Source organism: Mycobacterium sp. MUNTM1 (genome assembly GCF_054660795.1).
Map to the genome: position 1 here is coordinate 23,116 of NZ_BAAGDE010000024.1, position 26,843 is coordinate 49,958.

Genomic DNA, 26,843 nt, shown 5'->3' on the forward strand with positions numbered 1-26,843 from the left:
GAGCTAGGCTTTGATGGCTGCTGGGCGGAACATTCCTTGGCGCTTCATATGGTCAATGACGTTCTCGTAGTCTTTGCTGACGTCTTTGGCTCGGTATCCATACAGCGGGACGGGAAGGTAGTTGGTGTAGGCCTCATCCACGATCGAGCTACGTCGGACCGCCGGTGTGACCTTGTCACCGAAGCCTTCCTGTAAGTACTCCATCTGTTCGCGGTACACGCCGCCGGTGCCTGGCACGGCGCACGGCACGATGGCCAAAAGCGGGATGTCGATCCTGAAGGTCTTTTTGATGATCGCGAGTTCTTGCAAGAGCGCCTGGATGCCTTCTGATTCCTTGCCTGCTGGTTTGGTGCACATGATCAATCCCCATCCGCCGGAAGGGCCGTCCTCGTCGACTGAGGACGCGATCAGTGCCGTGGTGACTAGTGCGCTGTTGGAGCCGGGGGAGTCGATGAGGGTGACGTCAACAGGAGTGGCCGCTTCGAGGGCATCCCGCAGGCGCAGTACGCCTCCGGTCACGGCCGGTAGTTCGACCATCAGTTTGTCCAGAGTCGAGCGGGCGGCGGGCACGACCGTCAGGTTGCCGATGTGCATTTCGGTGGCCTCGTCGGTGGTGTATTCGGGTTCGCCGGCGTCGGTGAAACCCTGGATGATGCGAGCGGGCCGTTCGATGTCGTCGATTGTGGCTTGCTGGCGTAGTACATCGGCGATGGTGACACCGCTGATGTCGGGGTAGCCCAGCCAGGTGCTGGCGTTTGCTTGGGGGTCGAGATCGATGACGCGCACCCGCAGGCCAGAGCCTGCGAGCTGGATGGCGGTGGTCACGACGGTCGTCGTTTTCCCGACGCTGCCAGACATGTTGGCGACGGTGTAAGTGGACATCGATAATCTCCTTTGAGCATGGGGCGGGTGATGCAGCCTGCATCACCCGAGGCGGTTGTGACGGTCGATGCGGATGGTTTAAGCGCCGGCGGTCTCGAGCTGGCGGTGTTCCCATGGAGTCGGTTGGTAGCCGGCTCGGTTGATGAGCAGGTTGACGTGGGCGACGGCGTCGTCGTCCCAGGCCTTGTCTTTGAGTTCCGCGGTGTGTAGTTCAGCCGCGGCCACCGCACGGTGCCAGGCCCGTGCGTTTCGCGCCTTCTCCGCTGGGCCGTCAGCGGTGGCGTCCCAGTCCCGTAGCAGCGCGCTTACCGCTGATGTTGCGCTGCGCGCGGCCACGCCGGACAGGTATTGCGCCACCAGTATCTTGAGGAGCTCGGCGTTGGAGGGCTGCTGATTGATCAGTACCGCGCAGAATTCCCGCCTTGCGCGTTGGGCCTGGGCCGCGGCTTGGGCGTCTGCCTGTCGCTGGGCGGCTTCCGGAGACGGTTCGTCACTGTGGCCTGGATCCTGCCCTGTTTCTTCTCGAGGCGGGGGTGCGTTCGATTCGGCTGGCGGGTCGAGAATTTCAGCAGCGCCCGGCTGAGCGGCCGGGTCCGCGGCGGCCGCGTCGCCGATGCTCGACGTCGTCGACGTCAACCCTTCGCCGGCCAGGGGCCGTGCGTAGAGATCTAGGGCCCCTGAGGCGGGGTTGATGGCGCCGATGATCTCGGCGCCGGGCTCGTAGTCGGGGACGCGGTGGAGGTGGTAGTTCTCGCCGAGCTCGGCGCGGGGGTCCTCGACGAGGGGGATCCCTAACTCGTCGGCCTTGGCGCGGGCAGTGCGCTCGGCGATGACCCGCTCGGCGGCGCGGGTAGCGATCATCCCACGCGTGAGGATCAGGTGCAGGGCCTGCGTTTGTTCTTCGTGGCGCAGGTCGCTGAGCTGGTCGGGGTCCTTGGTCTTCTGCCAGCGCCGAGGCGGGCCATAGGGCAGCTTGCCGGCCAAGGCCGCGGCCTCGGCGCTGGGTAGGCGGCCGTCGTCGACGGCGTCGCGGACTTCGGGAGCCAGTAGCTTGAGCGCGAGCTTGCGCGACACTGTGGCTTGGTCGACGCCCAGTCGCTCGGCAATGGCGCGTTGGGAAAGTCCAATCTCGGAGTAGCGCGCGTACAACTCGCCCTCGGCAAGGTCGGAGAGGTCTTGGCGGCCAAGGTTTTCGGTAGCCATCGAGTCCAGATCGCCGTCGTCGACCATGATGGCGTCGTCGACGACGGCTGGGACGGTGTCTCTGCCGGCTTCGATCGCCGCGACGCGCCGGCGGTGACCGTAGACCAGTACGTAGCGCGCAGTGGCAGCGATGTCGGCGGCCGATGGTCGCGCCGCCATGAACGCATCGCGGGTGACCACCAGCACGGGCAGCCGTACGCCGCTGGCACGTACCCCGTTGAGGAGGTCTTCCCATTTGGGATCGCCAGGCTGCGGCTGTGATCGCCGGGGATCGTTGAACGGGTGCGGTGCGATCTCGGCCACGTGGATCTGGACGACCCGGTGCGCTTCGTTGGCGACCATGGCTGACATGCCCGCGATAAGGCCGGTTTCTTCCTCCGACGCCGCGGAGTCGGTAGCGGGGGAGGGGTCTGTGCTTGGTGCGGCGTCTCCGCCGGCCAGGGCCGCGAATCGGTTGGCGGTTTTGCGTCCGGCTGGCTTGGCTCGGCGGGCGGGGCGGGCTGTCGTTTGGGCCACGAGCACTCCTTTCTAAATACCGGTATTAGAGTAATAAATCGCGCGGCGCCTCAGCAAGCCTTTTGGCGCCTTTGCACGCTTGACCAAAGTGCTGCGGCCGTGATGCAGCGTGCATCACCCAACCCTCGAAGGCCACCGCAAACAAATCCTTCGTGTCACGTGACGATTTGGGGAGCGGGGGATTGGATAGCACGCGGTAGGGGCCTGGAAGACTCTGACGGGTTCACTCGCGTGGTCCCCATCATGGCAGCTCTTCGCGACACTGGCGAGACATGGGCCGCGCGCCCTGCGGTCATCGGGGAAAACGCATAGCGCATACCGAGCGCATACCGGGCGATGCGCCTCGCGCATACTCGCAGACTGCCTACCGGCATCGGCGGCTCGCGCATTGTGCTTTGGTGCGCGCGGTTGTCGCGCTGACTTCTTCGCTTCCCGAATTCTGCGGGGTGCGAACCTTCGCGATGGCTGCGCGAGGGCATGATTGGCGAACGGGATAGGCGATCTATTTGCCGTGTCCGCTTTATGTGCTCTACTGCGAGCGCGCGGGCAAAAGACCCATTGCGAAAGGGGTGACCGATGGCTGAATCAGACCTGGTACGGGAGTTGAGTGCCCGCGTTCTCGCCCAGGACGACAAGGTCCCGACTACCTTCCGTCTCAACCGGCGGACCCTCAAACGGCTTCGGACTCAAGAGAAACGCTGGTCGACATCGATGTCGTTCATCGTCGAGCGCGCCCTGGAACCGGTGCTGACCCAATTGGAGGAAGCCAAGCTGCCCACCGATGGAGCCGGTGCCGATGACGAATAGGTACGACGCGGTCGAGGTCGATGCGCACCAGGCCTGGTTTCTCGCCGACCACCTGCGCGTGGGGGCCTATCCGTGGATGCTGGCGATCACCGCCCCTTATGTCGATCCAGCGGAGCGGGAACCATTCAACCAGCGCTGCCTCGCGGAGCTGGCTGAGGCCGGCGTCATTGACGCAGAGGGGGACATCAAACCGTCTGTCGCGCAGGCGGTTAAGACCGTATGCCAGCCGCGCCAGTGGCTGGAATGGCGCACGATGATCGATCCCGAGCAGATTTTGCGGGGGGTGCTGGCGCGCACCTCACCGCCAGATGCCGTGGTCGCGTTGCGCTACGCGCAGATGGTGACGCTCACGCCGCTGCAGCTGACCCACAGCGAAGCGATCGTGCCGATCATCACCGCGGGATTGCCCCCCGATCAGCCGCCGGCTCGCTTCGAGGAGTTCTCACTGCCGATGGACACCGGCAAAGCCATCGACGACCGTGTCGCTCGTGGCGCTGACTTGATGGAAGCCCTCGTCGAGCTGGGCATCCCCGAACGAGAAGCTGAGATCATGGAAGTGGCCCGTGCTGGCGATCGCATCACCGTCGAACTGACCGCCCATGAGGCCACCAACGGCGCTCACCATCACACCGATGTCAGTGTCAACATCATCAGCACCGAGGTCGGGCAGATCCTCGTCAGCCCCACACCGGGGCAGCCTCGTGCCGGCGGGGTGTCCATTTTCGCTCCCGCTGAACCGTTTTCGATCGCCATGGCGGTGCGCGACCTCACCGAACGCCTCCCCTCGGGCTCGTGGTTCCCCGACGAAAACTTCAGTATCTGACCCTCTACCAACCCGAAAGTAGAAACCGAAGCGATGAGCACACCTTCTGATTCCTTCCCCCAAGACGACACCCCCCACCACGAACAGCCCACCTCAGACCAGCGCTACCCCTATCCTTCTGGGGCCGCCCCCCAGGAGGACGGCAGGCAGCCCAGCAACGGGCCAGACACCGGGCCAGGGCAGCGTGTGCGGTGGCCGGCGGCACCGCCTCCGCAGCAGGGGTCTACTCCCGGCGGCGAGGCGCCGCATCAGCCGCTGCCTCCTCCGCCGACCCGCGCGCCAGTGCCGCCGCCGTCGCGGCCACAACATGCGGCAGCGCACGGAGCGCCAACGTTCAAGCTGCCTGAACCGGCGCGGCCCAATGCCGAACCGCGCCAGCCGGATCCCGCTTGGCAGGCTGTCGAGGAGACGTCTAACGACAAGACCGCCGAGATCTCACTCGACCAGATCGCCGCGCACCGCGGCCAGCCCCCGCAGCACGAGCAAGGCCTTGACGGCTTTTTCACTGACACGCCGCTGCCGCATGAGCAGCACCTGCCGGCGGGCTGGCCTTCGACCGGGCCCTCGCAGCCGCCGGCCGCTGACCCGCACCAGCCGCTGTTCGGAGACCAGCCAAGCTCACCGGCAGCCTTCGCGCCCAGCGGCTACGGCGCGCTTGACGAAAGCCAACAGTTCGTCACCTCGCGGCGCCGACCTGTAGGCAAGGGCTGGCGAAAGCTGGTGTCGCAAATGACCTTCGGGCTCATCACGCCCGGGCCCAGCGCCAAGCAAGAAGAGCACGACAAGCTCATCCGCAGTATCACCGCACCGCTGCTCGACGTCTACGTGGTGGCGTTTGTCAGCGCCAAGGGTGGCGTGGGCAAGACGACCATGACCGTCGCCGCGGGCAGCGCGATCGCCCGCGAGCGTGGGGATCGGGTGATCGCCGTGGACGTCGACACCGATCTCGGCAACCTCTCGTCGCGGTTCGAGCAAAAAGGCGGCGCCGACGCCAACATCGAGGCGTTGTCGTCGCTGCAGGACGCCAGCAGTTATCCAACAGTCGCGACCTTCACCGTGCAGAACAAAGACCGCCTCGAAATGCTTGGCGCTCAGAACAATCCACGCTCCTCGTACACGTTGAACACGCAAGACTTCGAAGCGACGATGAAGATTCTCAAGAAGCACTACAACGTCATCCTGCTCGATTGCGGCACGGCGATCACATCACCGCTGTTTTCCACCATCGCCAATCACGTCGACAGCCTGGTCGTGGTGGCCTCTCAAGCCCCGGATGGACTCAACGGCGCCTGGACCACCATCCAGTGGCTGCAGGCGCACGGTTTCGCGCGGCTGTTGCCCCGCACGGTGATCGCGTTGAATTCGACGTTCAAGAACAAGCCGTTGGTGGACCTCGATGACGCCGAACAGGAGTTCACCGCCAAGATCCCGGGTGTGAGCGTGGTCAGGATCCCCTACGACGTCCACCTCGCCGAGGGACGCGATGTCACCTTCGTGGAACTCAAATCGCGAGCCCGAAAGGCCCTGATGGCGTTGGCCGGCTCGATCGCCCAGCACTATCCCGCCCGGGGGCCGCATCAGCACCGAACGACTGAAACTGGGGGTTTCTGATCGATGGATCCGGCCGCCGCTACCGGCCAAGTCCGCGTCGCCATCATCGGTGAAGACGCCGCGGTGGACTTGGCCCTGCCGACCACACTCGCCATTCGGGAACTGATTCCGCGGATCCGGGCAACACTGGCCACGGGTCGCGACGACGACGACGTGCCAGCCGATGCCGTCAACGACGACGGGTTGCGCCCTTACTCGCTAGCGCCTCTCGGAGGAACACCGTTTAGCTTGGACGCCACCCTGGCCACGCTGAACATCGATGACGGTGAGCAGCTCATCTTGTGCAAGCTGCCGCCGGGCCCCACGGCGCCGCCAGTGGTCGAAGACATCGCTGACGCCTCGGCGATTCATTCGGCCAGCCAGTTCAAGCCCTTCGAGCACGCCATGTTGCGCACCGCCGCCCAAGCGGTGGTGGTCACCGCGGCGACCTTAACGTGCGGCCTGGCGATCTATGGCTGGCACCGCGGCTACCGCGTGTGGTCGGCTGCAGCTTTGGGTGCGCTCGCGGTGGTCTTCGTCGCCGTCACCATCTGGCTGTACCGGCGCGGCCTGCTTGCTACCGCCGGCCGCCTGGGTCTCGCGGCCGCGGCGCCGCTGGCGTTGGCCGGCGCCGCGGTAGTGCCGGGTGATGCCGCGGCGCCGCGGGTTTTCCTGGCGGCGGCTTTCCTGGTCGCCTGGTCGTTGCTGCTGCTGGCCGTCACTAATAGTTGGGTGGCCACCCACACCGCGGTCGTCGCCGTGACGGCCACCGTCGCGGCCGCGGCCGGCGCCCGCATCCTGTGGCACTTGCCGTACTTGTCCCTGGGGTGCGGAGTCCTTGCGGTGTCCTTGCTGTTGGCCTCCAACGCCCCCACGGTGTCAGCGATGTGGGCGCGCTTCCCGCTACCGAATGTGCCCGCACCAGGCGAGCCCACACCCGCCGCGTCGTCGCTGGCCGAACTGGAAGATCTGCCCCGTAAAACCGCGACCTGCAACTCCTACCAGAGCGGTCTGATCGCGGCCTCGGTGATCTTGTCGGTGATCGGATCGGTGCTGGTGGTGTGGTTGCCTGACGCACCGCCACTGTTGGCGTGGTGGCTGGTGGTGGTCACCACCACCGTCACCGTGCTGCGGATGCGGATCTGGGACTCAGCGATCCCCGCACTGTGGTTTCTGGCGACCCCTTTTCTGACCGCGATCGCGTTGACGGTGTCGTTCACCGCCGCCGGCCACCTGGTCTCGGGCCTGTACGCGGCAGCCGCCGTGGTGGCTTTGACGCTCGTGCTGCTCGGCGCTGCAGCCATCAAACCGCGCGAGCTTTCCATCCCGCAGCGCCGCTGGCTGGACCTGTTCGAAAACGCCCTGCTGATCACGATTCCGCCGGCCATGTTGTGGCTCATCGGCCTGATCAGCCTCATCCGCAACCGAGGAATACTGTGATGATCCGCCGACTGGCCTCACTCGCCGCGACCATCGCTGTGCTGGTGGTGTCTAGCCCCGTGCCTGAGGCCGCCGCGCTGGCATATCCCGTCGTCGACCCAGCTGCGCTGCCCCCTGACGGTCCGCCCGCTCCAGGGCAAGAAATGCGCCAGAACGGCCAATGCCAGGTCTACGGCGCAATGCCCGGGTTCGACCCGGCCGCGGTGCCTCCCAGCCAGGCCATGCTCAACCTGCCCGAAGCGTGGAAAACCTCACGCGGCAGGGGAGTGGTGGTCGCGGTGATCGATTCCGGTGTCACACCACAGCCACGCCTGCCCAACCTCGCCCCGGGCGGGGATTACATCGATCCACCCGCCGGGGGTTTGTTCGACTGCGATGGACACGGCACCGCGGTCGCCGGGCTGATCGCAGCCCAGCAAGGCCCTGACGGATTCGCCGGCGTGGCCCCCGAGGCCGCGATCGTCTCAATCCGACAAACCTCAGCGCAGTGGGCACCCAAGACACCCTCAGGACAAGATGCCCAGCAAGCAAAGACCGCCGGCGATGTCGCCACGTTGGCGCGGGCGGTCCGCCACGCCGCCGACATCCCCGGCGTCCGCGTCATCAATCTCTCGCTGATCGACTGCTTCCCTGTCTACAAGCAGGTCGACCAAGCAGCGCTGGGCGCGGCCGTGCGCTACGCCGCGATCGACAAGGACATCGTCGTGGTGGCCGCAGCTGGAAACACCGGTGAGAGCAACTGCACCAGCAATCCGCTCACCGATCCCAATCGTCCCGACGATTCCCGAAACTGGGCCGGCGCCACCACCGTCTCCACCCCATCGTTTTGGCAGCCCTACGTCTTGTCAGTGGGCTCCCTGACCCCCGAAGGGCAGCCGTCGAACTTCACTATGGCTGGCCCATGGGTGGGCGTCGCTGCACCCGGTGAACAGGTCGTCTCGCTCGGCAACGGCCCAAACTCGGGCATCATCAACGGTCTGCCATCCAGCAAAGAGCCGTTGGTTGCCATCAACGGGACCAGTTTCGCGGCAGCCTACGTCTCCGGCGCCGCCGCCCTGGTCCGCTCCAAGTTCCCCAACTTGACCTCCCGTCAGGTGGTCAACCGCCTGGTCGCCTCGGCGCACAACGCCGCCCGTGCACCGTCCAACCTCGTCGGGGCCGGCGTCATCGACCCGGTAGCCGCGCTCACCTGGGACATCCCTCAAGGTGACGCCCTGCCGGCGCAAATGCCGATCGTGCGAGTCGCCCCGCCAGCACCACCGCCACCGGATAATCGGCTGCCGCGCCTGATCGCCTTCGGTGCGGGCATCGCGGCGATCGCCGCCGCCGTCATCGCTGTCACCGTGATTGGAATGCGCCGTGGTCGCACCACCCGCTAGCCGCGAGTCGTCTCGATTCTCCCCAGCGTGGCCCAGCTGGCGGCGCCTGACAACACTGGCCTCGCTGCTGCTGCTCGGGTGGGCGACGCTGCTGCCGCCAGGGCGAACACCCCAGTGGTGGCACTACGCCGCGGCGGTCGCGGCGGTCGCCGCATTCGTGGGGTCCTGGCACGGCCAGCACGTGTCGACGACGGTGGCCCGCTGGACTCCCATGGCGTGGCATAACCGCCGTCAACGCTCCCAACGCACCGGTCACCGCAGGCGCAGCGCAACCCCGGCGCAGCCGCCGCCGACGCCCCGGGAGAGCGCGCTGCAAGCCCGCATCGTCATCCACCTGCGCACCCATCCGCATGCACTGAGCGCCCCCGGCGACCACAGCGACCAGCTTCCGTGGGAGTTCATCACCGCTTGGCTGGATCGTTATGGGGTGCGCGCCGACGCGCTGACCATCTGCTCGGTGACCCGCACCCCACCGGCCAGCGGATTGCGCAGCGACTCAGCGCCGCTGCTCAGCGGCCGCAACAGCCAGCACCGCGACACGTGGCTGAGCTACACATTGCGCGCAGAAAACAACGTGGGGGCCTTGACCGCCCGCCGGACCACACTGAGAACTCCTCCCGGCGTGACCTCCGACGACGACACCTCGCAATCACAACCGCATCGCGCGGCGCTAGCCGACACCGTGGCGCGCCGGCTTATCGCCGAACTGCGGGAACGGGGATGGCTGGCCACCCTCAGCGACGAGGAAGAACTTCCTCGGTTCGTACCGCCGTCGGCAACGGTGCGCAAGGAAACCTGGACTGGCACAGAGTATTCCGATGGCTTCCGCGCCGTGTACGCCGTGGATCCCGCAGCGCTGCCCGATGTCCTGGAAACCCTCACCACCCTGCACACCAAGGCCACCTGGGTGGCGGTCACCATACGCTCACGCGGCCGCCAACCAGCCACCGTCGAAGCCGTGGTCGGCACGCTGACTGCCAGCCGGCCGCCCCGGCAACTGCCGGGCCTTACTGGGTTTCACGGATTGCATCGACACATCGCGCCGGTGCTGGCAGCCACCGGCATCGATGCGGGCGCCGACGTCGAGCTGCCGGCGACCGAGGTGGCGCCGTCAACACTGGCGGCGCTGCGGTGGCCGACGGCGGCGATCGGTGTTCCGATCGGCTATAACCGCGCACGCCAGCCGGTATATCTGGGGCTGGCCTCACCGGAGCCGGTGCGGATCACGGTGACCGGCACCCGACAGTTCCACATCGGCATCATCGCCCGCCTCGCCTTATCAGGCCAGCCGGTTGCCCTCTACACCGCCGATCCACGCCAGTGGACCGCTCTGGCCAATCACGCGGCGCCGCAACAATTCTCGATACGCCCTACCACACCGCCGCCTGACGCGATTGTCGTCAGCGACGCCAGCAGCGATGCACCCACCGGTGCGATCACGGTGACACTGCGCCGCCCGCAGTCTGCTCAGGCTCCCGCCACGACGATCGTCATCACCCAGGACGGCCGGCACCCGGACCTGTTCTACATCACCACCGCGCATGGCCGTCAGTGGCTTAGCACGCGCCTTGTTCCCGTGCCCAACGAGTAAGCGAGGTCAAAGGTCATGTCGACTACCCCAGAGGAATTCCTCGCCGATACGGTCGAGCTGCCTGAGCGGATGCCGGCGTTACCGTTCCCTGCCGAGTCGGCGTGTCGACTAGGTTCAGGGTTTTTTTGAGTGCAGTCTGGGGATGGCGCGGTGGCTGGTCAGCAAACCAGTCGCGGGAGGGTTTCGCTTGGTGGGCTGGCGAGTTTTCTGGGTTCCGGGTGCATGCTCAGCTCAGGGTGTGCGACCGCGGCTGTTAGCCGGCTGGGTTAATCTCGCGAATCGCGAAGAATCGGTTGGGGTTCGGCCGGGTGACCCTATCTTTTTGTCACCGGAGCGGTGAGTCGACGCGCGGCTGTCCGCGTATGCCCAGACGAGAGTCTTTCGCGGTTACACCGCTGAGACACGGCGCAACCATGTGACCGACCTGCGCTTATTTTTGACCTTTCTGTGGGCAAAGAAGGTGGGTTGGTGGGAAGCGACCCGTGATGATGTCGAGGACTATGAGCATTGGCGTCGGTTCGCCGAGCACAATCCTCGCCGTATCGGCGGGGCGAAGTGGGATCGTGAATTGTCAGCGTTGGCAAGCTTTTACGCTTGGGCTTCCGAACACCGGCATGTTCCGCGTAGTCCCGTAGCGATGAAGCGTGTGATCGCTCGTGATGGCGCGGCGGTCACGGTGCCCGCGGCACGGGCGAAGGATGTGCGCCGCAGTAATGTGCACTGGCTTACGCCTCGCAGCTGGCGGCGGTGGATTGATGTCGGGCTACGCGGCTATACCTGCGACGGTGTGCTTGACCGCGGTTGGGGTGGACGTTTAGAGGACCGCAACGTCGCTTATGTGCGGCTGATGGTGACATCGGGTCTTCGACGAGCCGAGGGTGGTTCCCTTCTGACAGTTGAAGTCCCGGCCCGTCGCGGGGATACGAGCCGCTACTGTCGAGGACGGATCGCCGCCGAGGTCACCAGGGCGAAGAAACCGAGAACGTTCTACGCTGCCGCTGATGCTGTCGCTGAGGTGGAGACTTACTGCGATTCCTCCCGCGCGCTCGCGGTCCGCGGCGCGCAGCAGGCGCGGCGCTATGAACGCCTGGTGGAGCGGCGTGTTGTCACTGAGATAACCCGCGGTCTTAGCCCGCTGGTGGTATGGCGGTGCCCGGATGGCTCCATCGTGCGACGTGAATTGAACAGCCTGACCGTCAATGAGCGAATTACCCTGTTTGTTGAAGGCGAACATGGGCTTGAGCCGTTGTGGCTGTGGCTGAATGAGCAGGGACTGCCGTTTCAGGTGCATTCGTGGGACGGTGTTTTCACCGCGGCTAATCGCCGATGCGATACGGTCCTGACTCCGCGGCAGCGGCTCGGGTTGGATCCGCACAAGGTGTATGCGCCTTATGCCACACCGCATTCCGCACGGCACAGCTTTGCCCTCTACATGCTGGTCGTGCTGAATTCTTTGATGGATCAACGGTATGGGCTGACACCTGAGGATCGTCGGGACTTCCGCCATCTCTACGGCGATCCGTGGTTCATGGTGCAAAATCTCCTCGGTCACGCTTCCCGGGAAACCACCGTTGAGCGTTACCTCGCACCGGTAGCTGATCTGCAACTGCGCTCGATGCTGGCAGATGCTGTCGATCCGGTGCCAGCGCCCATGCCTGAGCTGGATGCCGTATTCGCGCGTATTGCCCGGGAATCGGAAGGCATTCAAGACGTTGATGACTTCGGTTGGGCAGGCGGCGGCACATGACTGTGCGTGGCCGGCCCGCAGTGCTTCCGCCTTCCGATCACCGTCGACCCAAGGCGCTGGCACCGCAGGGCTTGGTTGTTTTCCACTGCAACGCTGCGGGCCGGGTCAAGGAATATGACTTCGCCACGTTGCCGGTTGACGAAGCTTTGCAGCGATCGTTAGCGGCGTTGTTCGCCCGCCGCTGCGTGCCACAAACCTGGACCACGCATAGGACCTCGCGCGGCATGTGGCGACAAATCGTGCGGTTCGCCGAATTCCTCGTCGAGCAACCAGAGCACGTGCGCGATCTCGATGATCTCAGCGCCGCCATGGTCAGACGGTGGCGCAATAGCGTGGTCATGCTCAACGACAAACGCCCCTTCACTGAGGTCGCGCTGCTGTTGCAAGAGGATCCGCGACTGCAGTGCGGGCCGGTGGCCGACGAACTTGTGCGCCGCTTCAGGCGAGCGCAAAGCGCCACACAGTCATACAGCCACGACGAGTTTCAGCTCATCAAGGTCGCGGCCCGACGGACCTTCCGCGCCGCGTTAGCGCGCATCGAACATAATGCTCGGCACTTGCACCGTTGGCAGCAAGGGGAATTCGTCGGAGACAGCCCGGATTGGCTGGTCGGGCACGCGTTGAGCGTTCTCGCCGATACCGGGTCCATGCCCGAGTACACGATGAAGAACGCCAGAACCAAAGAGGGAGCGCATCTGCTCAAAAAGCGATATCACGGACCGCTGGGTGGCACCAGGGCAGAGGTGACGTGGCAGCGGCTGTTTTTGTCCAGGATGGAGGCGGCAGCGCTGGGGGTGCTGATGATGGCCGAATACGGGTGGAACTTGTCGGTCATCGACGGGCTGGCGGTGCCTAAGGCATCACCTGATGCTGGCCACGATGGTCGGCCGACGTATCGGGTGGCTTTGGAAAAGCCGCGACGCGGCGCTGGGCGGTATCACGAATCCAGGAACTTCACCGATGACGGTGCCGCCTCGGCCGGGCGGTTGATCACGCAGGCCTTGCGGGCGACCCGTTTTGCTCGCGCGTTGGTCGAACAGATGGCTCCGGGAACTGACCGGCTCATCGTGTGGCGCACCGGCAACCGCGGTCATGTGTGGGTGCGCGGGGACCGTCATCCTCCTGTCGGGGATTTCCGTTTCGGGGTGTCGTCTTTTGACGCATCACTGTGGGCGCAAGCTCAAGGGTTGACCGGTTCGCCATTTCGTCGCGGTCGCAGAACGGTTGTCGCCCTGGGCCGCCGTGAGCCCACGCAACACTCTGAGCAGACCTTCGATCGTAGTTATGCCTTGGTGGACAAGCGTGTTCAGGCCGAAGCCGTCGAGGTGATAGCCGCGGGTGCTGAGGATGCGTTGGGTCGTGCTCAAAAGGGGGTTCTGGTCGCCGAATTGCGCGACCGGCCGGCAGCGGGCGATGTTGAGACAGCGACAGCCGATTGCGCCGACCCTGCGTCAAGCCCGTTCGCAACCTCACCCGAAGACGGCTGCACAGCTTCGTTTTTGATGTGTCTGGCCTGCCCCAACGCGCACGTCCATCCCGGACACCACGCGCGACTGGCGCATTTGCATCAGGCTTTAACGAATCTGCGCTCGGTCCTTCCCTCCAAGACGTGGCGTCGCGATTGGGCCGAACACCATGGCCGCCTTGAAGACCTCAAAACACGTCTTGGCGATCCGCTCTGGGAGCAAGCGCTGTCACAACTGACCGATACTGACCGCGGTCTGGTCGATCATCTGCTGGTGGGAGTGCTCGACACATGAGCACTGCGGCGCAAGATGATCCGTACTTGTTGCTGATGCCTGGGCCGCGTAGCCCGGTGGTGGCACCAGATCTGGTCAAACCTATTCACGCCCACCTCAACCCGTACTACGGGGATCCTGTGTGGTCGCTTGCTGCTCTGACAGAAAACCCTTCGGCGGTACGGCCCAAGATCCACTGGAGAAACTGCCCCGCAGCGTTCGAGAACGAACTGCGCCTTGCTGTCTGGTGTCTTATCAATGGCGAGCTGCGCCCCACTTTTGTCCGCAGCCGCGGTACCAGGATGCGAACGCGCCCGGCGGTCTCGACGCTCATTACCATAGTGCGTCACTGGCTAGAACTGGCCCAATGGCTCGACAGTCGCGGCGTCCGGGGGCTGGCCGATTGCGACACCACCACCCTTGATGGCTACGGTCGGTATCTGCTGGCGACCAAGGCCGAAGTCCGCTCCAGCGCGCTTCGGCGCCTGGTCGCACTGACTCGATTGTGGGCGCTCGACCAAATCAGCCCCGCCCCAACCGGTCTTGGGCAACCTCCGTGGGAAACCACCGGAGTCGACGACTATCTGCCAAGGCCAATCCCGTTGGGTAATGAGAATGCCGCTGCGCCGTTAGCTGAGGAAACGCTCGGGCCGCTCCTTGTCTGGGCCATGCGCGTGGTCAACGACCTAGGCGACGACATCCTTCGCGCGCACGCCGAGCATGCGCGTCTGCTCAATGCGATACCCGACAGTGCGCGTCCCGAGGGCCGACGGGCATTGTGCGCCTACCTTGATGCCCTTCTTGAGTCCGGTGATCCGTTGCCCGTTCATATCGAAGGGGACCGGGTCACGTTCGTGGCCGCCTACATTTGCGGTCGCGTCGGCGCTGCGAAGTCGCAGATGAAGGAATATCCGCGCCGCGACCAACTGCTGGCGGCCGCGACGCAACGCCTGTCGGGCTGTCCGCTTGGCATCCCGATCACCGGCCGCATCGACGGAAAGCCCTGGCGCGACGACATCGACTACGTGGAAGCGTGGCCCTTGTGGCGCCATCTCGGTACGGCGGCATTCATCGTGTGTGCCTATCTCACCGGGATGCGCCCCAGCGAAGTACTTGGTCTGACAACGGGTTGTTGCCCTGACCCCGAGCCTGACGCCGCGGGCACAGTCGGGCGACACTTGATCCGCGGCCGCGAATACAAAAGCGCGGTCGACGAACACGGCAACCATCTCTCCGCCGGGACGGACCGCGACGCGCCGTGGGTGGCAATCACCCCCGTCGTCAACGCCATTCGCGTTCTGGAGAAAATGGTTCCCGACGGGGGGCTTCTGTTCGACTCATCGGCCCACGATAGATACAACCAACCCACCGCGACGGGTTCAATGGTCCATAGGTCGATGCGTTCCAGGATCGATGAATTCGTTGACTGGGCCAACACTCAAGCCGCACGACACAACCTGGCCAGCGAGACAATCCCGCCCGACCCGCACGGCAGAATCGGGCTCAAACGCTTCCGCCGATCCCTCGCCTGGCACATCGCCCGGCGACCAAATGGACACGTCGCACTGGCCATCCAATACGGGCATATGCGTTCGGCCGTCGTCTCCGGACGCTACGCCTCGCGCGGCCGCGACGGTATCCACGACCTGCTCGACATCGAAACCGTACGCGCCGTAGCCGACACCGTCGCCGAACTTCGAGACCACCTCAACGACGGCGGTGGAGTCTCGGGCCCAGCGGCCCGCGACGCCATCAAAATCGCGGCACACGCACCCACATTCAGCGGGACAACGATCACCGCGAAAACCGCTCGCCGGCTCGTCGCCAACCCTGACCTGATGATCTACGACAACCCGCAAGCGTTACTGCTGTGCCGCTACAAGCCAGACCGGGCCCTATGCCAACGCGACGGCATCAAAGATGCCCCCAAGCTGGAAGCTTGCGATCCCCGCTGCGGCAACGTCATACGCACCGATCGGCACGCCGCCCAGCTACGCACCCGCGCCGACCAGCTCGAACAACAGGCCACCCACACCCCCCAACCGATCGGTGAACGGCTGCGCGCCAACGCCGCAAAACTCCGCCACTACGCCGACACCCACGACAACACGCGCGTCACCTCGAGCGGGGAAGACAAACACCACCTGACCGAGGAGCCCATGTGACCGCTGCACTCGACGAACGCGACCGCATCCGCGCCGCCATGGACCGCATCTTCGCCGGCACACCCCAGCGTTCCAACGGTGCACTGACGATCGTTGCCCTCGCACAAGAAGCCGACGTACCCCGCAACGCCCTAACCCAACGCCACACCGACCTGAAAAACCAGTTCTACCAACAGGTACGGGGAAAGGGCGGACCATCAGAACTGGAGACAAGACTTCGTAACACCATTGCAAAGCTTCGCAAGACCATCGTCAACAAGAACGGCGAGCTTAAACAACTCCGAACAGATGTCCCCGCCCTCGTACGCGTCGTCAACCAGCTCACCCTGGAAAACGATCTACTACGCAGCCAGTTAGCCCAATCCGGACGCACAGTCATTGCGTTTCCCAAGGTGCACCCGCCCATGTGAAGGCCCCCCAAAGGTTATGCCGCGTTACCTGGAACGGTTTGTGCCGGACGAGGATTTCCGGGCCGAGGGCCGCGACGGGGGTCTGTCTGTCGGGCGGCGGTGCGCGGCGAGGAAATCATCGACGATGCGTTCACAGTCGTGACGATCGATTGCGCGCAGCCCGGTGAGTCGAGCGAACGCCACCGGGCCGACGAGCTGGCACAGAATCAGTTCTAGATCGAAGTCGTCGAGATCGGCCCGGGCTTCAGGGCCTTCCAGAAGGCTGTTGAACGGCCGGCGATAATGGTCGATGATCCGCGTCCGCAGCGCGTTGCGATCGTAGGTCTCCTCTGTGCCGTCCGGTGTTGGCCCGAGCGCGACCCAGGCCAGCGTGGTGACATGCAGCGGCGCCTCTTGAAAGAGGGTCGCCTGTCGGCTCAGCAGCTCGATCAGCTGGTCGCGTAATGTTCCCGTGGCAGGTGGTGGGGTGACCTGCGGTAGCAACCGTTCAAATGTTGCGGCCAGCAGCTGAGTAGAGCTGCTGAAGTGCCGATACAGCGTGGTGCGTGCGACCTTGGAGGCTTTGGTGACCGCGTCTATGGTGACGGCTTCGATGCCACCGGCATTGAGGAGTTTCGTGGCCGCATCCAGCAACCGGGTCCGTGACCGAAGGCGGCGGGGATCGACGTCGTCGTCGACATCGACATCGACATCGATCGGGATTTCAGCGTCACGCTCCACGTAGTCACCGTAAACCCCCCACGGACCTGGCCTACAGCGAATCGCATCGGGGAAGTCGTTCAATCCGACGAACGGTACTAGTAGTATCGTAGCGATACTACTAGTACACTTCGGCGGTGTAGGCCAAGCACCGAAGGAGGATTGGTGATCAGGCAACCGGTCGAGCGGTTCGGGACCCGGGGGAGTCGACGGCGCTGCCCCCAATCGGCCGGCCGCGTGGCGATCGAAAAATCCAGCTTCTGCCTCCGCGCGGCGACCTCACGGACGAAAGACGTCAAATCCTGATGAATGTGCCGATTTCGCTGACTAAAACCCACCTCTGGAGACGTGCGGTTCGGGATATCCGGCTGGCCAGTCGCGGTATTGCCAAGCGGCTGCACCCAGCGCCGCCGGTCCACCAGGGCCGCGTTCGTCCACGTCACTATCCCCCTCGCTCTTGCTCGTACCTGGACGACGATCTGATGAGTCGGGAAATGTACGATCATGTTCGCGATGAGCCGATCAGGCTCAGTTCCCGGCTGGCATTTCGCCTACGGCGTTCGTGAGATTGTCAGCAGCCAGAGATGACCCATGGCCAACGTCAAATAATCTGCATACCAATGGATTACGCAATGACGTACCCGATACGGAACCGGCAACAGGACATCGAGGTCGAGCGCAAGGGCCGACGCGGCGTCGCGGCGTGGGCGGGCTGGCGGTAGCAATTTCGCCGACACCATGAAAGGGTACCGATAGTACTGTTGCGATACCATTGGTTTCTTTCCAGTAGTGGAGACGGGGGATGGTAGATACCGGGTGGGTTTCGTCGGGCGTGGCGACGTTGAGTCGGCCGGTCCGGGAAAGACTCCGTAAGGTCACCGCTGGTGAGGGCGTTTACAGCGATCGATTAGCCCGCGTGGCGCGGTTTAGTATCCGGCACAAGGTGCTGGTCATCGGTGCGTGGGTGGTGGCTGCCGGCGTCCTGGCCGCGGTGTTTCCGCAATTGGAAACAGTCGTAAAGCAGCAGTCGGTGAACCTCATTCCCTCTGATGCGCCGTCGCTCCAGACCGTTGAGCGGATGGGGATCGCATTCGGCGAGCAGGGGTCCAAGACGACCGTCTTTGTCGCGGTGGAGGAACCGACGGGCCTGAGTGCGCCGGTGCGTCAGCGTTACAACGCGATGGTTTCGCGGTTACGTGCCGATTCCAAGCATGTGCGACTGGTTCAGGATCTGTTGGCCGACCCGGTTACTGCCGGTCAGGCGGTGAGCCAGGACGGCAAGGCATGGTATCTGCCGGTCGGGATAGCGGGCACGCTCGGCGATCCCCGAGCGGCCGAATCCGTCCAAGCGGTGCGCGCTATCGCCGCCAATTCGTTTAGCGGTACCTCCACGACCGTCCGCGTAACCGGCCCTCCCGCGACGTTCAGCGATCAAATTGACTCGGCTGAGCAGGATTTGATTGTCGTCTCCGTCGTGACCGCGGGGCTGATCGCGCTGATTTTGCTGGTCATCTACAGGTCATTGTTTACCGCGTTGCTGCCACTGTTGGTTATCGGCGTCAGTCTGGGGGTAGGGCGTGGAGTGCTCTCGGGGCTGGGCGAAGCGGGAATGCCGGTATCGCAATTCACCATCGCGTTCATGACGGCGATTCTGTTGGGTGCCGGCACCGATTATTCGGTGTTTTTGATCAGCCGGTACCACGAGCAACGCCGCCAGGAGGTCTCGGCCGACCTCGCGGTGATCAATGCAACCGCCACCATCGGACGCGTGATCCTGGCCTCCGCGGCCACTGTGGCGTTTGCATTTTTAGCCATGGTGTTTGCAAAACTGAGCGTTTTTGGCGCGCTGGGCCCAGCGTGCGCGATCGCCGTCTTCGTCGGAGTCGCGGCCACCGTGACGTTGTTCCCACCGGTTTTGGCGCTGGCCGCTCAACACGGCATCGGCGAGCCCAAAGCCGACCGCACACGCCGCTACTGGAATTGGATCGCGGTGGCCGTAGTCCGCCGGCCCGGCCCATTGCTGGCCGCCAGCCTGGCTCTCGTGTTAGGGCTAGCGGCTGTGGCGCTGACCATGCGCATGAGCTACGACGACCGCCAAGGCCAGCCGCCCTCGACCGCCAGCAACGAGGGTTATCACCTGCTGGACAGACACTTTCGCAAAGATATTGTCATCACGCAGTTCATGGTCGTCGAATCACCGACCGATATGCGCACCGGTAAGGGCCTGGCCGACCTTGACGAAATGGCGTCTCGCGTGTCGCAATTGCCGGGTGTCACCAAAGTTTCCGGCGTCACCCGGCCCACCGGTGCGCGACTGGACCAGGCGCAGCTTTCTTGGCAGAACGGCCAGATCGGGACCAAGATGGCCGATGCCGTCGCCAAAGGAGACGCCCACAAGACCGATCTCACCAAACTCACCGGTGGCGCCGACCAACTCGCGGGCGGCTTGGCGCAACTTGACACTACCCTTCGCGCGGCGTTGACTCCGCTGACCGGGATCCTCAGCCAAGCCCAGTCCAGTGGGGCACAATTTCAGCGCTTTCGCCCGCTGCTGCAGCAGCTTTCGGCTACCACACCGACCATCGACCAAGCTATCCGAAGCGGGCCCGGCTTACGCCAAGAAGCTCAACAAGCCCAGAATGCGATCGCCACCATCGACCCGTTGGTTAATGCGCTCAATACATCCCCTTGGTGTGCCACCACACCCGAGTGTGCCCAGATCCGCGACCAGGTACGGATTCTAGTGACCTTGCGCGATGGCGGCTTTTTCAACCAGCTCGCCAACCTCGGCGACATGTACCAGCCGGGCGGCGATACGGCGGGGGGCACTATGGCAGACCTGCAGAACACGGTCACCTCGCTGAACAACGCGTTCGGAGCGCTCGGCGACCCCGCCGACATGGCCGGCAACATCCGCCGCCTCCAAAACGGCATCAGCCAGCTCGCGTCGGGCGCACAAGCCCTAGCTACTGGTGTGCACACCCTCGCCGACAGCAACATCGAAATGTTGTCCGGCATGGGTCAGATCGCCACGCAGCTACAGAATTCCGCGCGGTCTAGCGCCGGTTCGGACAACTCTAGCGGCTTTTACCTGCCCGCTAACGCCTTCGAGAATCGCCAGTTCTCCGATGTGGCGAAGCACTTTCTGTCTGCTGACGGCAAGACCGCGCGCTTTGCCATCGAATCCAGTTACAACCCCTACAGCAGCGAAGCGATGAATCTCGCGCAGAAGATCACCCGCGTTGCTGATGCCGCACGCCCTAACACCTCGCTGGCCAACGCACGGATTTCGATGGCCGGCTTCCCCGCCGTCAATTCCGATATCCAGCGCTTGCTGTCGGCCGACTTTCACCTACTGGCTTTCGCCACGCTCGTCATCGTCGGTTTGATCCTCGTCGTTCTGCTACGCGCCTTGGTGGCCCCGCTCTATCTGCTCGGTACAGTGGTACTCAACTACGGGGCCGCACTGGGCATCGGCACACTCGTCTTCCAATACGGCCTAGGCAAGGAAATCGCATGGCCCGTACCGCTTTTAGCGTTCATCATCTTGGTCGCGGTGGGCGCCGATTACAACATGCTGCTAATCTCGCGGTTACGCGAGGAATCTGCTCACAACGTTCGCGTCGGCGTGCTGCGCACGGTCGCGAACACCGGCTCAGTCATCACTTCGGCCGGGCTTATCTTCGCGGCCAGCATGTTCGGCCTTATGGTCGGTTCGGTCGCGATCATGATCCAAGCCGGACTCATCATCGGCTGCGGCCTACTCTTGGACACCTTCGTGGTCCGCACTCTCACGGTTCCCGCGATCGCCACATTGCTCGGTGAGGTCAGCTGGTGGCCTCAACGGAAGTCCTTGGCCCCACGCGGTAGAGCACGCTGACGATGACCTGTCACCCAAGGGACTGCATAGCGTGACCGGCGTGGACTTCGTCCGGTTCGACGAGCGAATCGCCGAGCAGATGCTCGGTGCGGCGGCGACTGCGGGTGGGCTGTCGACCTACCTGAACTTGCGCCATACCCAGCTAACCGCGGGACGATTAGTTGCCGAAATGGATGCCCGCGAGGACCTGCTTACACCGTTTGGGAATCTCCACGGCGGTTGTCTGTCCGCCATGGTTGACCACTGCCTCGGGGTGGTGTTCTATCCGGTCATGCCTGCAGGATGTTGGGTCGCCACAACAGAATTCAAGGTGAATTTGGTTCGACCTGTCTCGGGCGGAGTGTGCGTCGCCGTCGCTAACATCATTTCGTTGGGCAAGCGCAGCGGTGTAGCACGTATCGATATCACCAACAGCGGGATGCTTGTGTGCGCCGCTCAAGGCACCATTACCGTCATGCCGCCGAAAGAAACCAGGCAATGACTAAGGCCGTACATGCCTCTCATTAGGGGGCGTTCCGCCCGAGGGAAACGAACTACATGACCATTACTCAGGAGCGCATCCGCACGCGCGACGGCATCACCCTCGTGGCGGATTGTTACACGCACGCCACGACTGGTCCTGTGGTGTTGCTCCTCCATGGCGGCGGCCAAAACCGCCACGCCTGGGCCACCAGCGCGCGTCGCCTCCACGCCCATGGCTACACCGTCATCGCGTACGACACCCGCGGCCATGGCGACAGCGACTGGGACCCAAGCGGACAGTACGACGTCGAAAAGTTCGTATCCGATCTGCTCTCGGTACGAGACCACGTCAGCCCCGACGGTCCCCCCGCCGTCGTTGGCGCGTCGCTGGGCGGGCTGATCATCCTCGCTACCCACCAGCTGGCCTCACCCGACCTCTGGGCAGCCGTTGTCCTGGTCGACATCACCCCGCGAATGGAATTTGATGGGGCCCATCGCATCGTGTCATTTATGGCCGCACACCCCGACGGATTCCGCACGCTCGGTGATGCCGCCGATGTCATCGCCGAATACAACCCACGCCGCGCGCGACCCGAAAATCTCGATGGCCTGCACAAAGTTCTGCGCCAACGGAGCGACGGCCGATGGATCTGGCGCTGGGACCCCGCCTTCATCAGCTCCAACTTCGATGTCCTGCAAGGCAATCTCATGACCGGAAGCGAGGCATTCGACACCATCAGCGGATTTCTCGCCGAAGGAGCACGTCGAATCACGGCCCCAACGCTGCTCGTGCGCGGCGCACTTTCAGACGTCGTCTCCCAGGACACCGTCAACGAATTCCTCCAGCTCGTCCCGCACGCCGAAGCGACGGACGTCACCGGGACCGGTCATATGGTTGCCGGCGACAACAACGACGCGTTCACCGGCGCTGTCACCGACTTCCTCGACCGCACAATGGGGATGGCATGAGGATCCAAGCGTTGGACGCGACCCGCACTGCTATTGATCCTCGTTGAATTCGACGAATCCGGCCGCCATTACGACTAAGAGCCCTAGATGGTTCCCTACGTCCTGCATGTAGCGAATTACGTATTATCCGAGTCGTCCTCTTCGGCAGAAAGGTCGTGCCGAACCGCTCGGACTCGGCCCCGAGGCAGACACGCCATGTAGCCGTGCCGTTTGCCATAGAGTTCCCACGCGGTCGCTGCCGCGTCTGGGGGGACATCGATGCGGTGTCCACCGGAGAACCCGAGATGGAGCGACCCGTCATCATCGAACCAGGCCCGCGTGCATACCGCTCCGGCCAGGTCCAACAACGTCCGCTCTTCAGGCGAAAGGTGGGCAGGGTCGATCAACACCTCTTCCTCGGGCCAGGCTCCTACTGCAGGAAGCGTCAACCGCATCGGCCGGGAGATTACGAGCTCGCTGTAATCGTCGAGGTCGAGTACCAGGCCTTCTTTCAGTGAGACTCGCTGGACAGTGCACTGCTCGATCCATTGTGTGTGCATAGCCGCTCCCTTCGACACGTCAGCGGAGCCACACTTATAATACTGATCGTATCGCAGCGATACGATCGGTATCGCTATAGGTTGCCAGCACCCTCCCATGCATCCAGAACACGCCGTGTAGCTCTGTTGATGCACTTGCGTGTCTGCTCCGCTGTCGCCCGGCCGCCGACGAAGGCCATCAGGTTGGCCAGCCAGATATCAGCGATGAGGCTGGCAATCTGTCGCTCGTAGATTCCTTCCGTGCCGCCACTGAGTGCCCGTGCCAGCATGCTTTCGATCAGGTCGGCGGCATGTTGCGCCCCCAGAGCTTCATCGGTGTCAGCAATAATGAATGCGCGCATCACGGCCTCGGTGAGCTTCGCATTTTGCTGCCATTCGTCGTGAAGTCGGCGAGTCAAGGATTCCACTCGCCGAATCGGGGATGCCGCACACGTGCTCCAGTCGCGTTCTTGATCCAGCCGCACAAATTCACGGGCGAGTAGCGTCACCAACAGGTGGGTCTTCGACGTGAAATGGTCACACACCGACCCGACCGTGACGCCGGCCTGCTTGGCGACCGATTTGAAGTGGACCGCCTTGAAGCCGCCCAACGTTGCGACCACCTGGGTGGCATCGAGGATTGCTGCGTTGCTCGCGGTGTGCCTCCCAGGGCGTGACATCGCGGCCTCTGACTCAGCCAACAAGACACACACACCTCTCCTCGAGGATGGACCTAGCAACCTGAGGCTTGCGACGTGCCATTTTCCAGTGGAACGCCGGCAACCGGGACAGCGCCGTGAACGGCAGGCGCGAGCGCACTGTCTGGCGAGGGATTTAGCGGGCGCCTGGGGCCGCGGCTGCTCGCGAATATTCGTGGGGCAGCCGCTATTTCCCATGCAATCCGCGTCACCTGCCACGGTCCCCGACATCGCGACACCAGCAATAGATCCCCTAGTACTGTTGGTTTCGCTACGCTACTGTTCGTACAGTAACTCAGGAAGCAGCCTGGAATGTCGGATTGACGAAGGCGATGTCATGCCCTCCGCAAATACTGGCTCGTTAAGGGACCGGCGCCGCGCCGAGCTGTTCTCGCAGATCCAGGGCACCGCACACCAACTTTTTGCCGAACGTGGATTTGCTGCCGTGACCACCGAGGACATCGCTGCCGCTGCGGGGATATCCATCAGTACTTACTTCCGCTACGCGCCTACGAAGGAAGATTTGCTAATCGCGCCGTTGCGGCAAACGGTCGCCGAAATCGTTGCGGCCTACGGCGCTCAGCCATCGGACCAATCGGCAGCCGACGCGCTGATCGCGTTGTTTGCCGAAACCGCCTGGGACAAAACCAATCCGAACCCGCACTACTGGCAACAAGCCATGCTGACCGCCCCCCACCTACTGAGCGAACCGGCGCTGATCAGCGACAACGATGACCGCAAGTTCATCGAGCTCGTCGCTACAAGGATGGGCATCGATGCGGGATCCGACATCCGTCCCTCGCTGCTGGTCCACACGGGGTTGGCCACCGCACAATTCATACTTCGGCGCTGGCTGAGCGCAGACATTAAGACACATCCACCGCTGCACGTTCAGTTGGAACAGGCCTTGAGAATTACGCTGGCAGGATTCGACTAGGGCAGACTACTTTGAACCCCGGGGCATACGGTTGGCCAGGCAGACGGAATCTGATCCCGTCACAATCTTTGCCTGGGGCCCCACGGACACCGCTCGCCACGACCGCCCGCAGGGCGGCAACCAACTAGCCCAGCGACCCAACACGCTCACCCGATTAAACGAACCCAGCAAAGCCATAATCGCGATTAAAGAGCGCGACGTATCGCTAGTGTGAACGCTATGCCGAGCGCAATCGATGACACCCTTACCACCTGCGCCAACACGCACAATGAATAGGGAACTGCCCCCGGCGCGCGACTTCCTGGTCTCAGGCGGGTTCGGTGGCGCGGCAGCACTAGTCGCCGTACTCATCTTGGCCCTGATCGCGGTGGTGGCGCTGCGCCAGGCTGCCAAAAGGTTCCGCCTGCTATCCGAACAGCGGGAACGCCACCACCAGGAGCTTCGGGACGACGAACGGCACGCGGCGGCGATCAAGGAATGCCGTGAGCGCCTGGCGTGGGTCGTGGACAAAGGCAGCATGGAGCCGGCCGCGGCCGCGGATGCCACCGTGGGATTCGGGCCAGAGCTGGCGCTGACGGTTCTACAAGGCCTGCTCAGTGAGGCACGCCAGCTCGAAGACGCCACCTTGGCGGCCGCCGCAGCGGTGCAGCTCAAGCAATTCTCGCGGGTGCTGGCTCAACAAGGCAGCGCACTGCTGGCAACCGCCGACGCCGCGGCACCCGCGGCCGCCACTGGCGCTGACGAACCATCCAGCCCTGAGCCGGATCACCCACCGCTTGAGGTTGCCGCAGATGAAACGCCCAGCGCTTCACGCCAGCAGGCCAGCACGGGCGGCAGAAGGCGGCGCCGATGACCACGTTGCAGCAACACATCGAGGACCTCGATATCGAGGAGTGGGCCGCGTTGACCAAACGCGCTGCCATGGCCGCGGTGGCCGCCGCTGAACAGCTCGGGATACCCGCGTCCGAAGAGCTCGCCAGGGTCGCGGCGATGAGTGAACGTGAGCTCGTCGACCACCGCAACCGCTTCGGCTCGAGCCCCAAGCGCCTGTCCCCGCTGATGCGGCTCGTCCAAGCAGACCAGCTACGCGTCTCGGCCGAGCGTCAGGCCCGCCAAGCCGAGCAGGACAAGCAGGATGCTGATGCGGCCGCGCAGATGGCCCGAGATGAAGCTGCGCAGTCCGCCCGTGTGGCTCAGGACGCCCGGGAACGCGTGCGCGCAATCCAAGCTGAGGCCGCACGCAAGGACGCAGAGCGCGCCGATCAACGGCTGGGCGAACAGCAGGCCTTGCAGCAGTTGCGCGGCGAACTCGAACAAGCACACGCCGACCACGCCAGCGAATTAGCCGCAGCACACGAACGGACCCGCGCCGCAGAAGCACGCGCACAACAACGCGCTACCGAACGCGCCACCGAACGCGCGAGCACCCAACAAGCCCTCGAGGAGCTCCGCGGCCAACTCGAGCAGGCACACGCCGACCACGCCAGCGAACTGGCCGCAGCACACGAACGGACCCGCGCCGCAGAAGCACGCGCACAACAACGCGCCACCGAACGCGCCACCGAACGCGCAAGCACCCAACAAGCCCTCGAGGAGCTCCGCGGCCAACTCGAACGTGCCCAGGCCGACCACGCCACGGAGTTGGCCGCAGCACGCGGTCAGGCCGAGGGGCAGGTAGCGGCGGCCCGCCAAGCCGCTGATGAGCGGATCGCGCAGGCGCTCGCGGACGCCGAGGCTGCGACAGCTCAGGCGCAGGCAGACGTTGAGCGCATCGGCGCGGAGGCGGAGTCGCGGGTGGCCGCGGCGCATGAGCATGCCGAGCGGCAGGTCGCGGCGGCCCGCCAAGCCGCCGACGAACGAGTCGCGCGGGCACGAGCGGACGCCCAGGCGGCTGTTCTCGCGGAACCGGGACAGCTGGGGCTTGCCTTGAGCGTCCCTATTCCGACAGCGGAGCTGCGGGCGCACACAGGGCCGATCGAAGAGGCGTTGGCCGCGGTCCGCGAGATCGACTATCTGCTCGAAGCCGGTGTGGCCGACCAGCAAGCGCGTCAACCGTGGGACATTGAGCGAGTGCGCGTCTTGGTGCACACAGTCGCGCAGCAAGCCTGGGATTTGGCTCAGCAGTTGCGCGGTCTGCCGGCGCGGTACAGCGCTGCACCGCAGGTGCAGGCCGCCGACAGCTACGCCAGCGCTGCAGCCAGTGTCTATAGCGCGTTCCTGCAGCGCATTGCTGCCGCTAACGAGCGCCTGGCCAGCCGCGGTGACAGCCGTGATTCCGATGTCGTGGACGTGGTCGCTGCCATGTTGGACGACCACCCGTGGCGAACCGCCGGCTAACAGGTCGTAGCGGGAGCCGCCTTCAGCAACGAGCTGCCCACGTGGGCGAGC

At 64.2% G+C, this 26,843-nt stretch carries 21 protein-coding genes; 16 read left to right on the forward strand and 5 right to left on the reverse strand.

What is annotated here, in order from left to right:
• Window positions 1–3 precede the first annotated feature (3 nt).
• Entirely contained in the window at window positions 4–882 is an 879-nt protein-coding gene (locus ACYQ8K_RS15385; RefSeq protein ID WP_036473494.1) for a ParA family protein, read from the reverse strand.
• 78 nt (window positions 883–960) lie between these two features.
• Window positions 961–2,601 carry a ParB/RepB/Spo0J family partition protein gene (locus ACYQ8K_RS15390; protein WP_036474044.1) on the reverse strand — a complete coding sequence of 547 codons (1,641 nt, stop codon included), beginning with the start codon at window positions 2,599–2,601 and terminating at the stop codon, window positions 961–963.
• A 576-nt stretch (window positions 2,602–3,177) separates the two neighbouring features.
• Between ACYQ8K_RS15390 and ACYQ8K_RS15395 the strand changes: the two genes are divergently transcribed.
• From ACYQ8K_RS15395 to ACYQ8K_RS15440, 10 genes are all read left to right on the forward strand, one after another.
• Window positions 3,178–3,408 (forward strand): hypothetical protein, encoded by a 231-nt coding sequence (locus ACYQ8K_RS15395; protein WP_081284089.1) that lies wholly within the window; start codon window positions 3,178–3,180, stop codon window positions 3,406–3,408.
• The gene (locus ACYQ8K_RS15400; protein WP_225337319.1) at window positions 3,383–4,231 is read left to right on the forward strand and encodes an ESX secretion-associated protein EspG; all 849 of its coding nucleotides are present in this window, start codon (window positions 3,383–3,385) and stop codon (window positions 4,229–4,231) included. Before ACYQ8K_RS15395 ends, ACYQ8K_RS15400 begins: the two co-directional genes overlap by 26 nt.
• A 33-nt stretch (window positions 4,232–4,264) precedes the next feature.
• Window positions 4,265–5,842 carry a MinD/ParA family ATP-binding protein gene (locus ACYQ8K_RS15405; RefSeq protein WP_036473488.1) on the forward strand — a complete coding sequence of 526 codons (1,578 nt, stop codon included), beginning with the start codon at window positions 4,265–4,267 and terminating at the stop codon, window positions 5,840–5,842.
• A 3-nt stretch (window positions 5,843–5,845) separates the two neighbouring features.
• A complete protein-coding gene (gene eccD, locus ACYQ8K_RS15410; RefSeq protein ID WP_036473487.1) occupies window positions 5,846–7,261 on the forward strand; it encodes a type VII secretion integral membrane protein EccD in 1,416 nt (471 codons plus the stop codon).
• Window positions 7,261–8,640, forward strand: coding sequence for a type VII secretion-associated serine protease mycosin (mycP, locus tag ACYQ8K_RS15415; protein WP_036474042.1), 1,380 nt, complete (start codon window positions 7,261–7,263; stop codon window positions 8,638–8,640). The genes eccD and mycP overlap by 1 nt, the downstream gene beginning before the upstream one ends.
• A complete protein-coding gene (locus tag ACYQ8K_RS15420; RefSeq protein WP_225337320.1) occupies window positions 8,621–10,231 on the forward strand; it encodes a hypothetical protein in 1,611 nt (536 codons plus the stop codon). Before mycP ends, ACYQ8K_RS15420 begins: the two co-directional genes overlap by 20 nt.
• A gap of 352 nt (window positions 10,232–10,583) precedes the next feature.
• Complete coding sequence (locus tag ACYQ8K_RS15425) at window positions 10,584–11,978, forward strand: site-specific integrase (RefSeq protein ID WP_081285079.1); 1,395 nt, start codon at window positions 10,584–10,586, stop codon at window positions 11,976–11,978.
• Window positions 11,975–13,738, forward strand: a complete 1,764-nt coding sequence (locus tag ACYQ8K_RS15430; protein ID WP_036473483.1) for a hypothetical protein — start codon at window positions 11,975–11,977, stop codon at window positions 13,736–13,738. Before ACYQ8K_RS15425 ends, ACYQ8K_RS15430 begins: the two co-directional genes overlap by 4 nt.
• Window positions 13,735–15,882 carry a hypothetical protein gene (locus ACYQ8K_RS15435; protein WP_064942977.1) on the forward strand — a complete coding sequence of 716 codons (2,148 nt, stop codon included), beginning with the start codon at window positions 13,735–13,737 and terminating at the stop codon, window positions 15,880–15,882. Before ACYQ8K_RS15430 ends, ACYQ8K_RS15435 begins: the two co-directional genes overlap by 4 nt.
• Complete coding sequence (locus tag ACYQ8K_RS15440; protein ID WP_036473482.1) at window positions 15,879–16,292, forward strand: hypothetical protein; 414 nt, start codon at window positions 15,879–15,881, stop codon at window positions 16,290–16,292. The genes ACYQ8K_RS15435 and ACYQ8K_RS15440 overlap by 4 nt, the downstream gene beginning before the upstream one ends.
• Window positions 16,293–16,316: 24 nt before the next feature.
• Here ACYQ8K_RS15440 and ACYQ8K_RS15445 read toward each other — a convergent pair whose 3' ends face one another.
• Entirely contained in the window at window positions 16,317–17,012 is a 696-nt protein-coding gene (locus tag ACYQ8K_RS15445; RefSeq protein WP_036473479.1) for a TetR/AcrR family transcriptional regulator, read from the reverse strand.
• A 781-nt stretch (window positions 17,013–17,793) separates the two neighbouring features.
• Between ACYQ8K_RS15445 and ACYQ8K_RS15450 the strand changes: the two genes are divergently transcribed.
• From ACYQ8K_RS15450 to ACYQ8K_RS15460, 3 genes are all read left to right on the forward strand, one after another.
• Window positions 17,794–20,871: an MMPL/RND family transporter gene (locus tag ACYQ8K_RS15450; protein WP_081285076.1), complete on the forward strand. Its 3,078-nt coding sequence runs from the start codon at window positions 17,794–17,796 to the stop codon at window positions 20,869–20,871.
• Window positions 20,872–20,950: 79 nt separating this feature from the next.
• Window positions 20,951–21,352, forward strand: coding sequence for a PaaI family thioesterase (locus tag ACYQ8K_RS15455; protein ID WP_100882369.1), 402 nt, complete (start codon window positions 20,951–20,953; stop codon window positions 21,350–21,352).
• Window positions 21,353–21,408: 56 nt separating this feature from the next.
• Window positions 21,409–22,302: an alpha/beta fold hydrolase gene (locus ACYQ8K_RS15460; protein ID WP_023870467.1), complete on the forward strand. Its 894-nt coding sequence runs from the start codon at window positions 21,409–21,411 to the stop codon at window positions 22,300–22,302.
• 116 nt (window positions 22,303–22,418) lie between these two features.
• Here ACYQ8K_RS15460 and ACYQ8K_RS15465 read toward each other — a convergent pair whose 3' ends face one another.
• Entirely contained in the window at window positions 22,419–22,841 is a 423-nt protein-coding gene (locus ACYQ8K_RS15465; RefSeq protein ID WP_036473472.1) for a DUF6188 family protein, read from the reverse strand.
• A 74-nt stretch (window positions 22,842–22,915) separates the two neighbouring features.
• A complete protein-coding gene (locus ACYQ8K_RS15470; protein WP_225337321.1) occupies window positions 22,916–23,521 on the reverse strand; it encodes a TetR family transcriptional regulator in 606 nt (201 codons plus the stop codon).
• Window positions 23,522–23,855: 334 nt separating this feature from the next.
• On the opposite strand from ACYQ8K_RS15470, the gene ACYQ8K_RS15475 reads away from it, so the two are divergent.
• The 3 genes from ACYQ8K_RS15475 to ACYQ8K_RS15485 all read left to right on the forward strand — a co-directional run bounded on the left by ACYQ8K_RS15475 (window position 23,856) and on the right by ACYQ8K_RS15485 (window position 26,792).
• Window positions 23,856–24,455 (forward strand): TetR family transcriptional regulator, encoded by a 600-nt coding sequence (locus ACYQ8K_RS15475; RefSeq protein WP_023870462.1) that lies wholly within the window; start codon window positions 23,856–23,858, stop codon window positions 24,453–24,455.
• A gap of 268 nt (window positions 24,456–24,723) precedes the next feature.
• Entirely contained in the window at window positions 24,724–25,308 is a 585-nt protein-coding gene (locus tag ACYQ8K_RS15480; protein ID WP_036473470.1) for a hypothetical protein, read from the forward strand.
• Window positions 25,305–26,792 carry a coiled-coil domain-containing protein gene (locus ACYQ8K_RS15485; protein ID WP_036473468.1) on the forward strand — a complete coding sequence of 496 codons (1,488 nt, stop codon included), beginning with the start codon at window positions 25,305–25,307 and terminating at the stop codon, window positions 26,790–26,792. The genes ACYQ8K_RS15480 and ACYQ8K_RS15485 overlap by 4 nt, the downstream gene beginning before the upstream one ends.
• Window positions 26,793–26,843 lie beyond the last annotated feature (51 nt).

What these genes read in the sequence shown, in the direction of transcription:
- ACYQ8K_RS15385 (WP_036473494.1), bottom strand. Translation starts at nt 882, where the DNA reads ATGTCCACTTACACCGTCGCCAACATGTCTGGCAGCGTCGGGAAAACG.
- ACYQ8K_RS15395 (WP_081284089.1), top strand. Translation starts at nt 3,178, where the DNA reads ATGGCTGAATCAGACCTGGTACGGGAGTTGAGTGCCCGCGTTCTCGCC.
- ACYQ8K_RS15400 (WP_225337319.1), top strand. Translation starts at nt 3,383, where the DNA reads ATGGAGCCGGTGCCGATGACGAATAGGTACGACGCGGTCGAGGTCGAT.
- ACYQ8K_RS15405 (WP_036473488.1), top strand. Translation starts at nt 4,265, where the DNA reads ATGAGCACACCTTCTGATTCCTTCCCCCAAGACGACACCCCCCACCAC.
- eccD (WP_036473487.1), top strand. Translation starts at nt 5,846, where the DNA reads ATGGATCCGGCCGCCGCTACCGGCCAAGTCCGCGTCGCCATCATCGGT.
- mycP (WP_036474042.1), top strand. Translation starts at nt 7,261, where the DNA reads ATGATCCGCCGACTGGCCTCACTCGCCGCGACCATCGCTGTGCTGGTG.
- ACYQ8K_RS15430 (WP_036473483.1), top strand. Translation starts at nt 11,975, where the DNA reads ATGACTGTGCGTGGCCGGCCCGCAGTGCTTCCGCCTTCCGATCACCGT.
- ACYQ8K_RS15435 (WP_064942977.1), top strand. Translation starts at nt 13,735, where the DNA reads ATGAGCACTGCGGCGCAAGATGATCCGTACTTGTTGCTGATGCCTGGG.
- ACYQ8K_RS15450 (WP_081285076.1), top strand. Translation starts at nt 17,794, where the DNA reads ATGGTAGATACCGGGTGGGTTTCGTCGGGCGTGGCGACGTTGAGTCGG.
- ACYQ8K_RS15455 (WP_100882369.1), top strand. Translation starts at nt 20,951, where the DNA reads ATGCTCGGTGCGGCGGCGACTGCGGGTGGGCTGTCGACCTACCTGAAC.
- ACYQ8K_RS15460 (WP_023870467.1), top strand. Translation starts at nt 21,409, where the DNA reads ATGACCATTACTCAGGAGCGCATCCGCACGCGCGACGGCATCACCCTC.
- ACYQ8K_RS15465 (WP_036473472.1), bottom strand. Translation starts at nt 22,841, where the DNA reads ATGCACACACAATGGATCGAGCAGTGCACTGTCCAGCGAGTCTCACTG.
- ACYQ8K_RS15475 (WP_023870462.1), top strand. Translation starts at nt 23,856, where the DNA reads ATGCCCTCCGCAAATACTGGCTCGTTAAGGGACCGGCGCCGCGCCGAG.
- ACYQ8K_RS15480 (WP_036473470.1), top strand. Translation starts at nt 24,724, where the DNA reads ATGAATAGGGAACTGCCCCCGGCGCGCGACTTCCTGGTCTCAGGCGGG.
- ACYQ8K_RS15485 (WP_036473468.1), top strand. Translation starts at nt 25,305, where the DNA reads ATGACCACGTTGCAGCAACACATCGAGGACCTCGATATCGAGGAGTGG.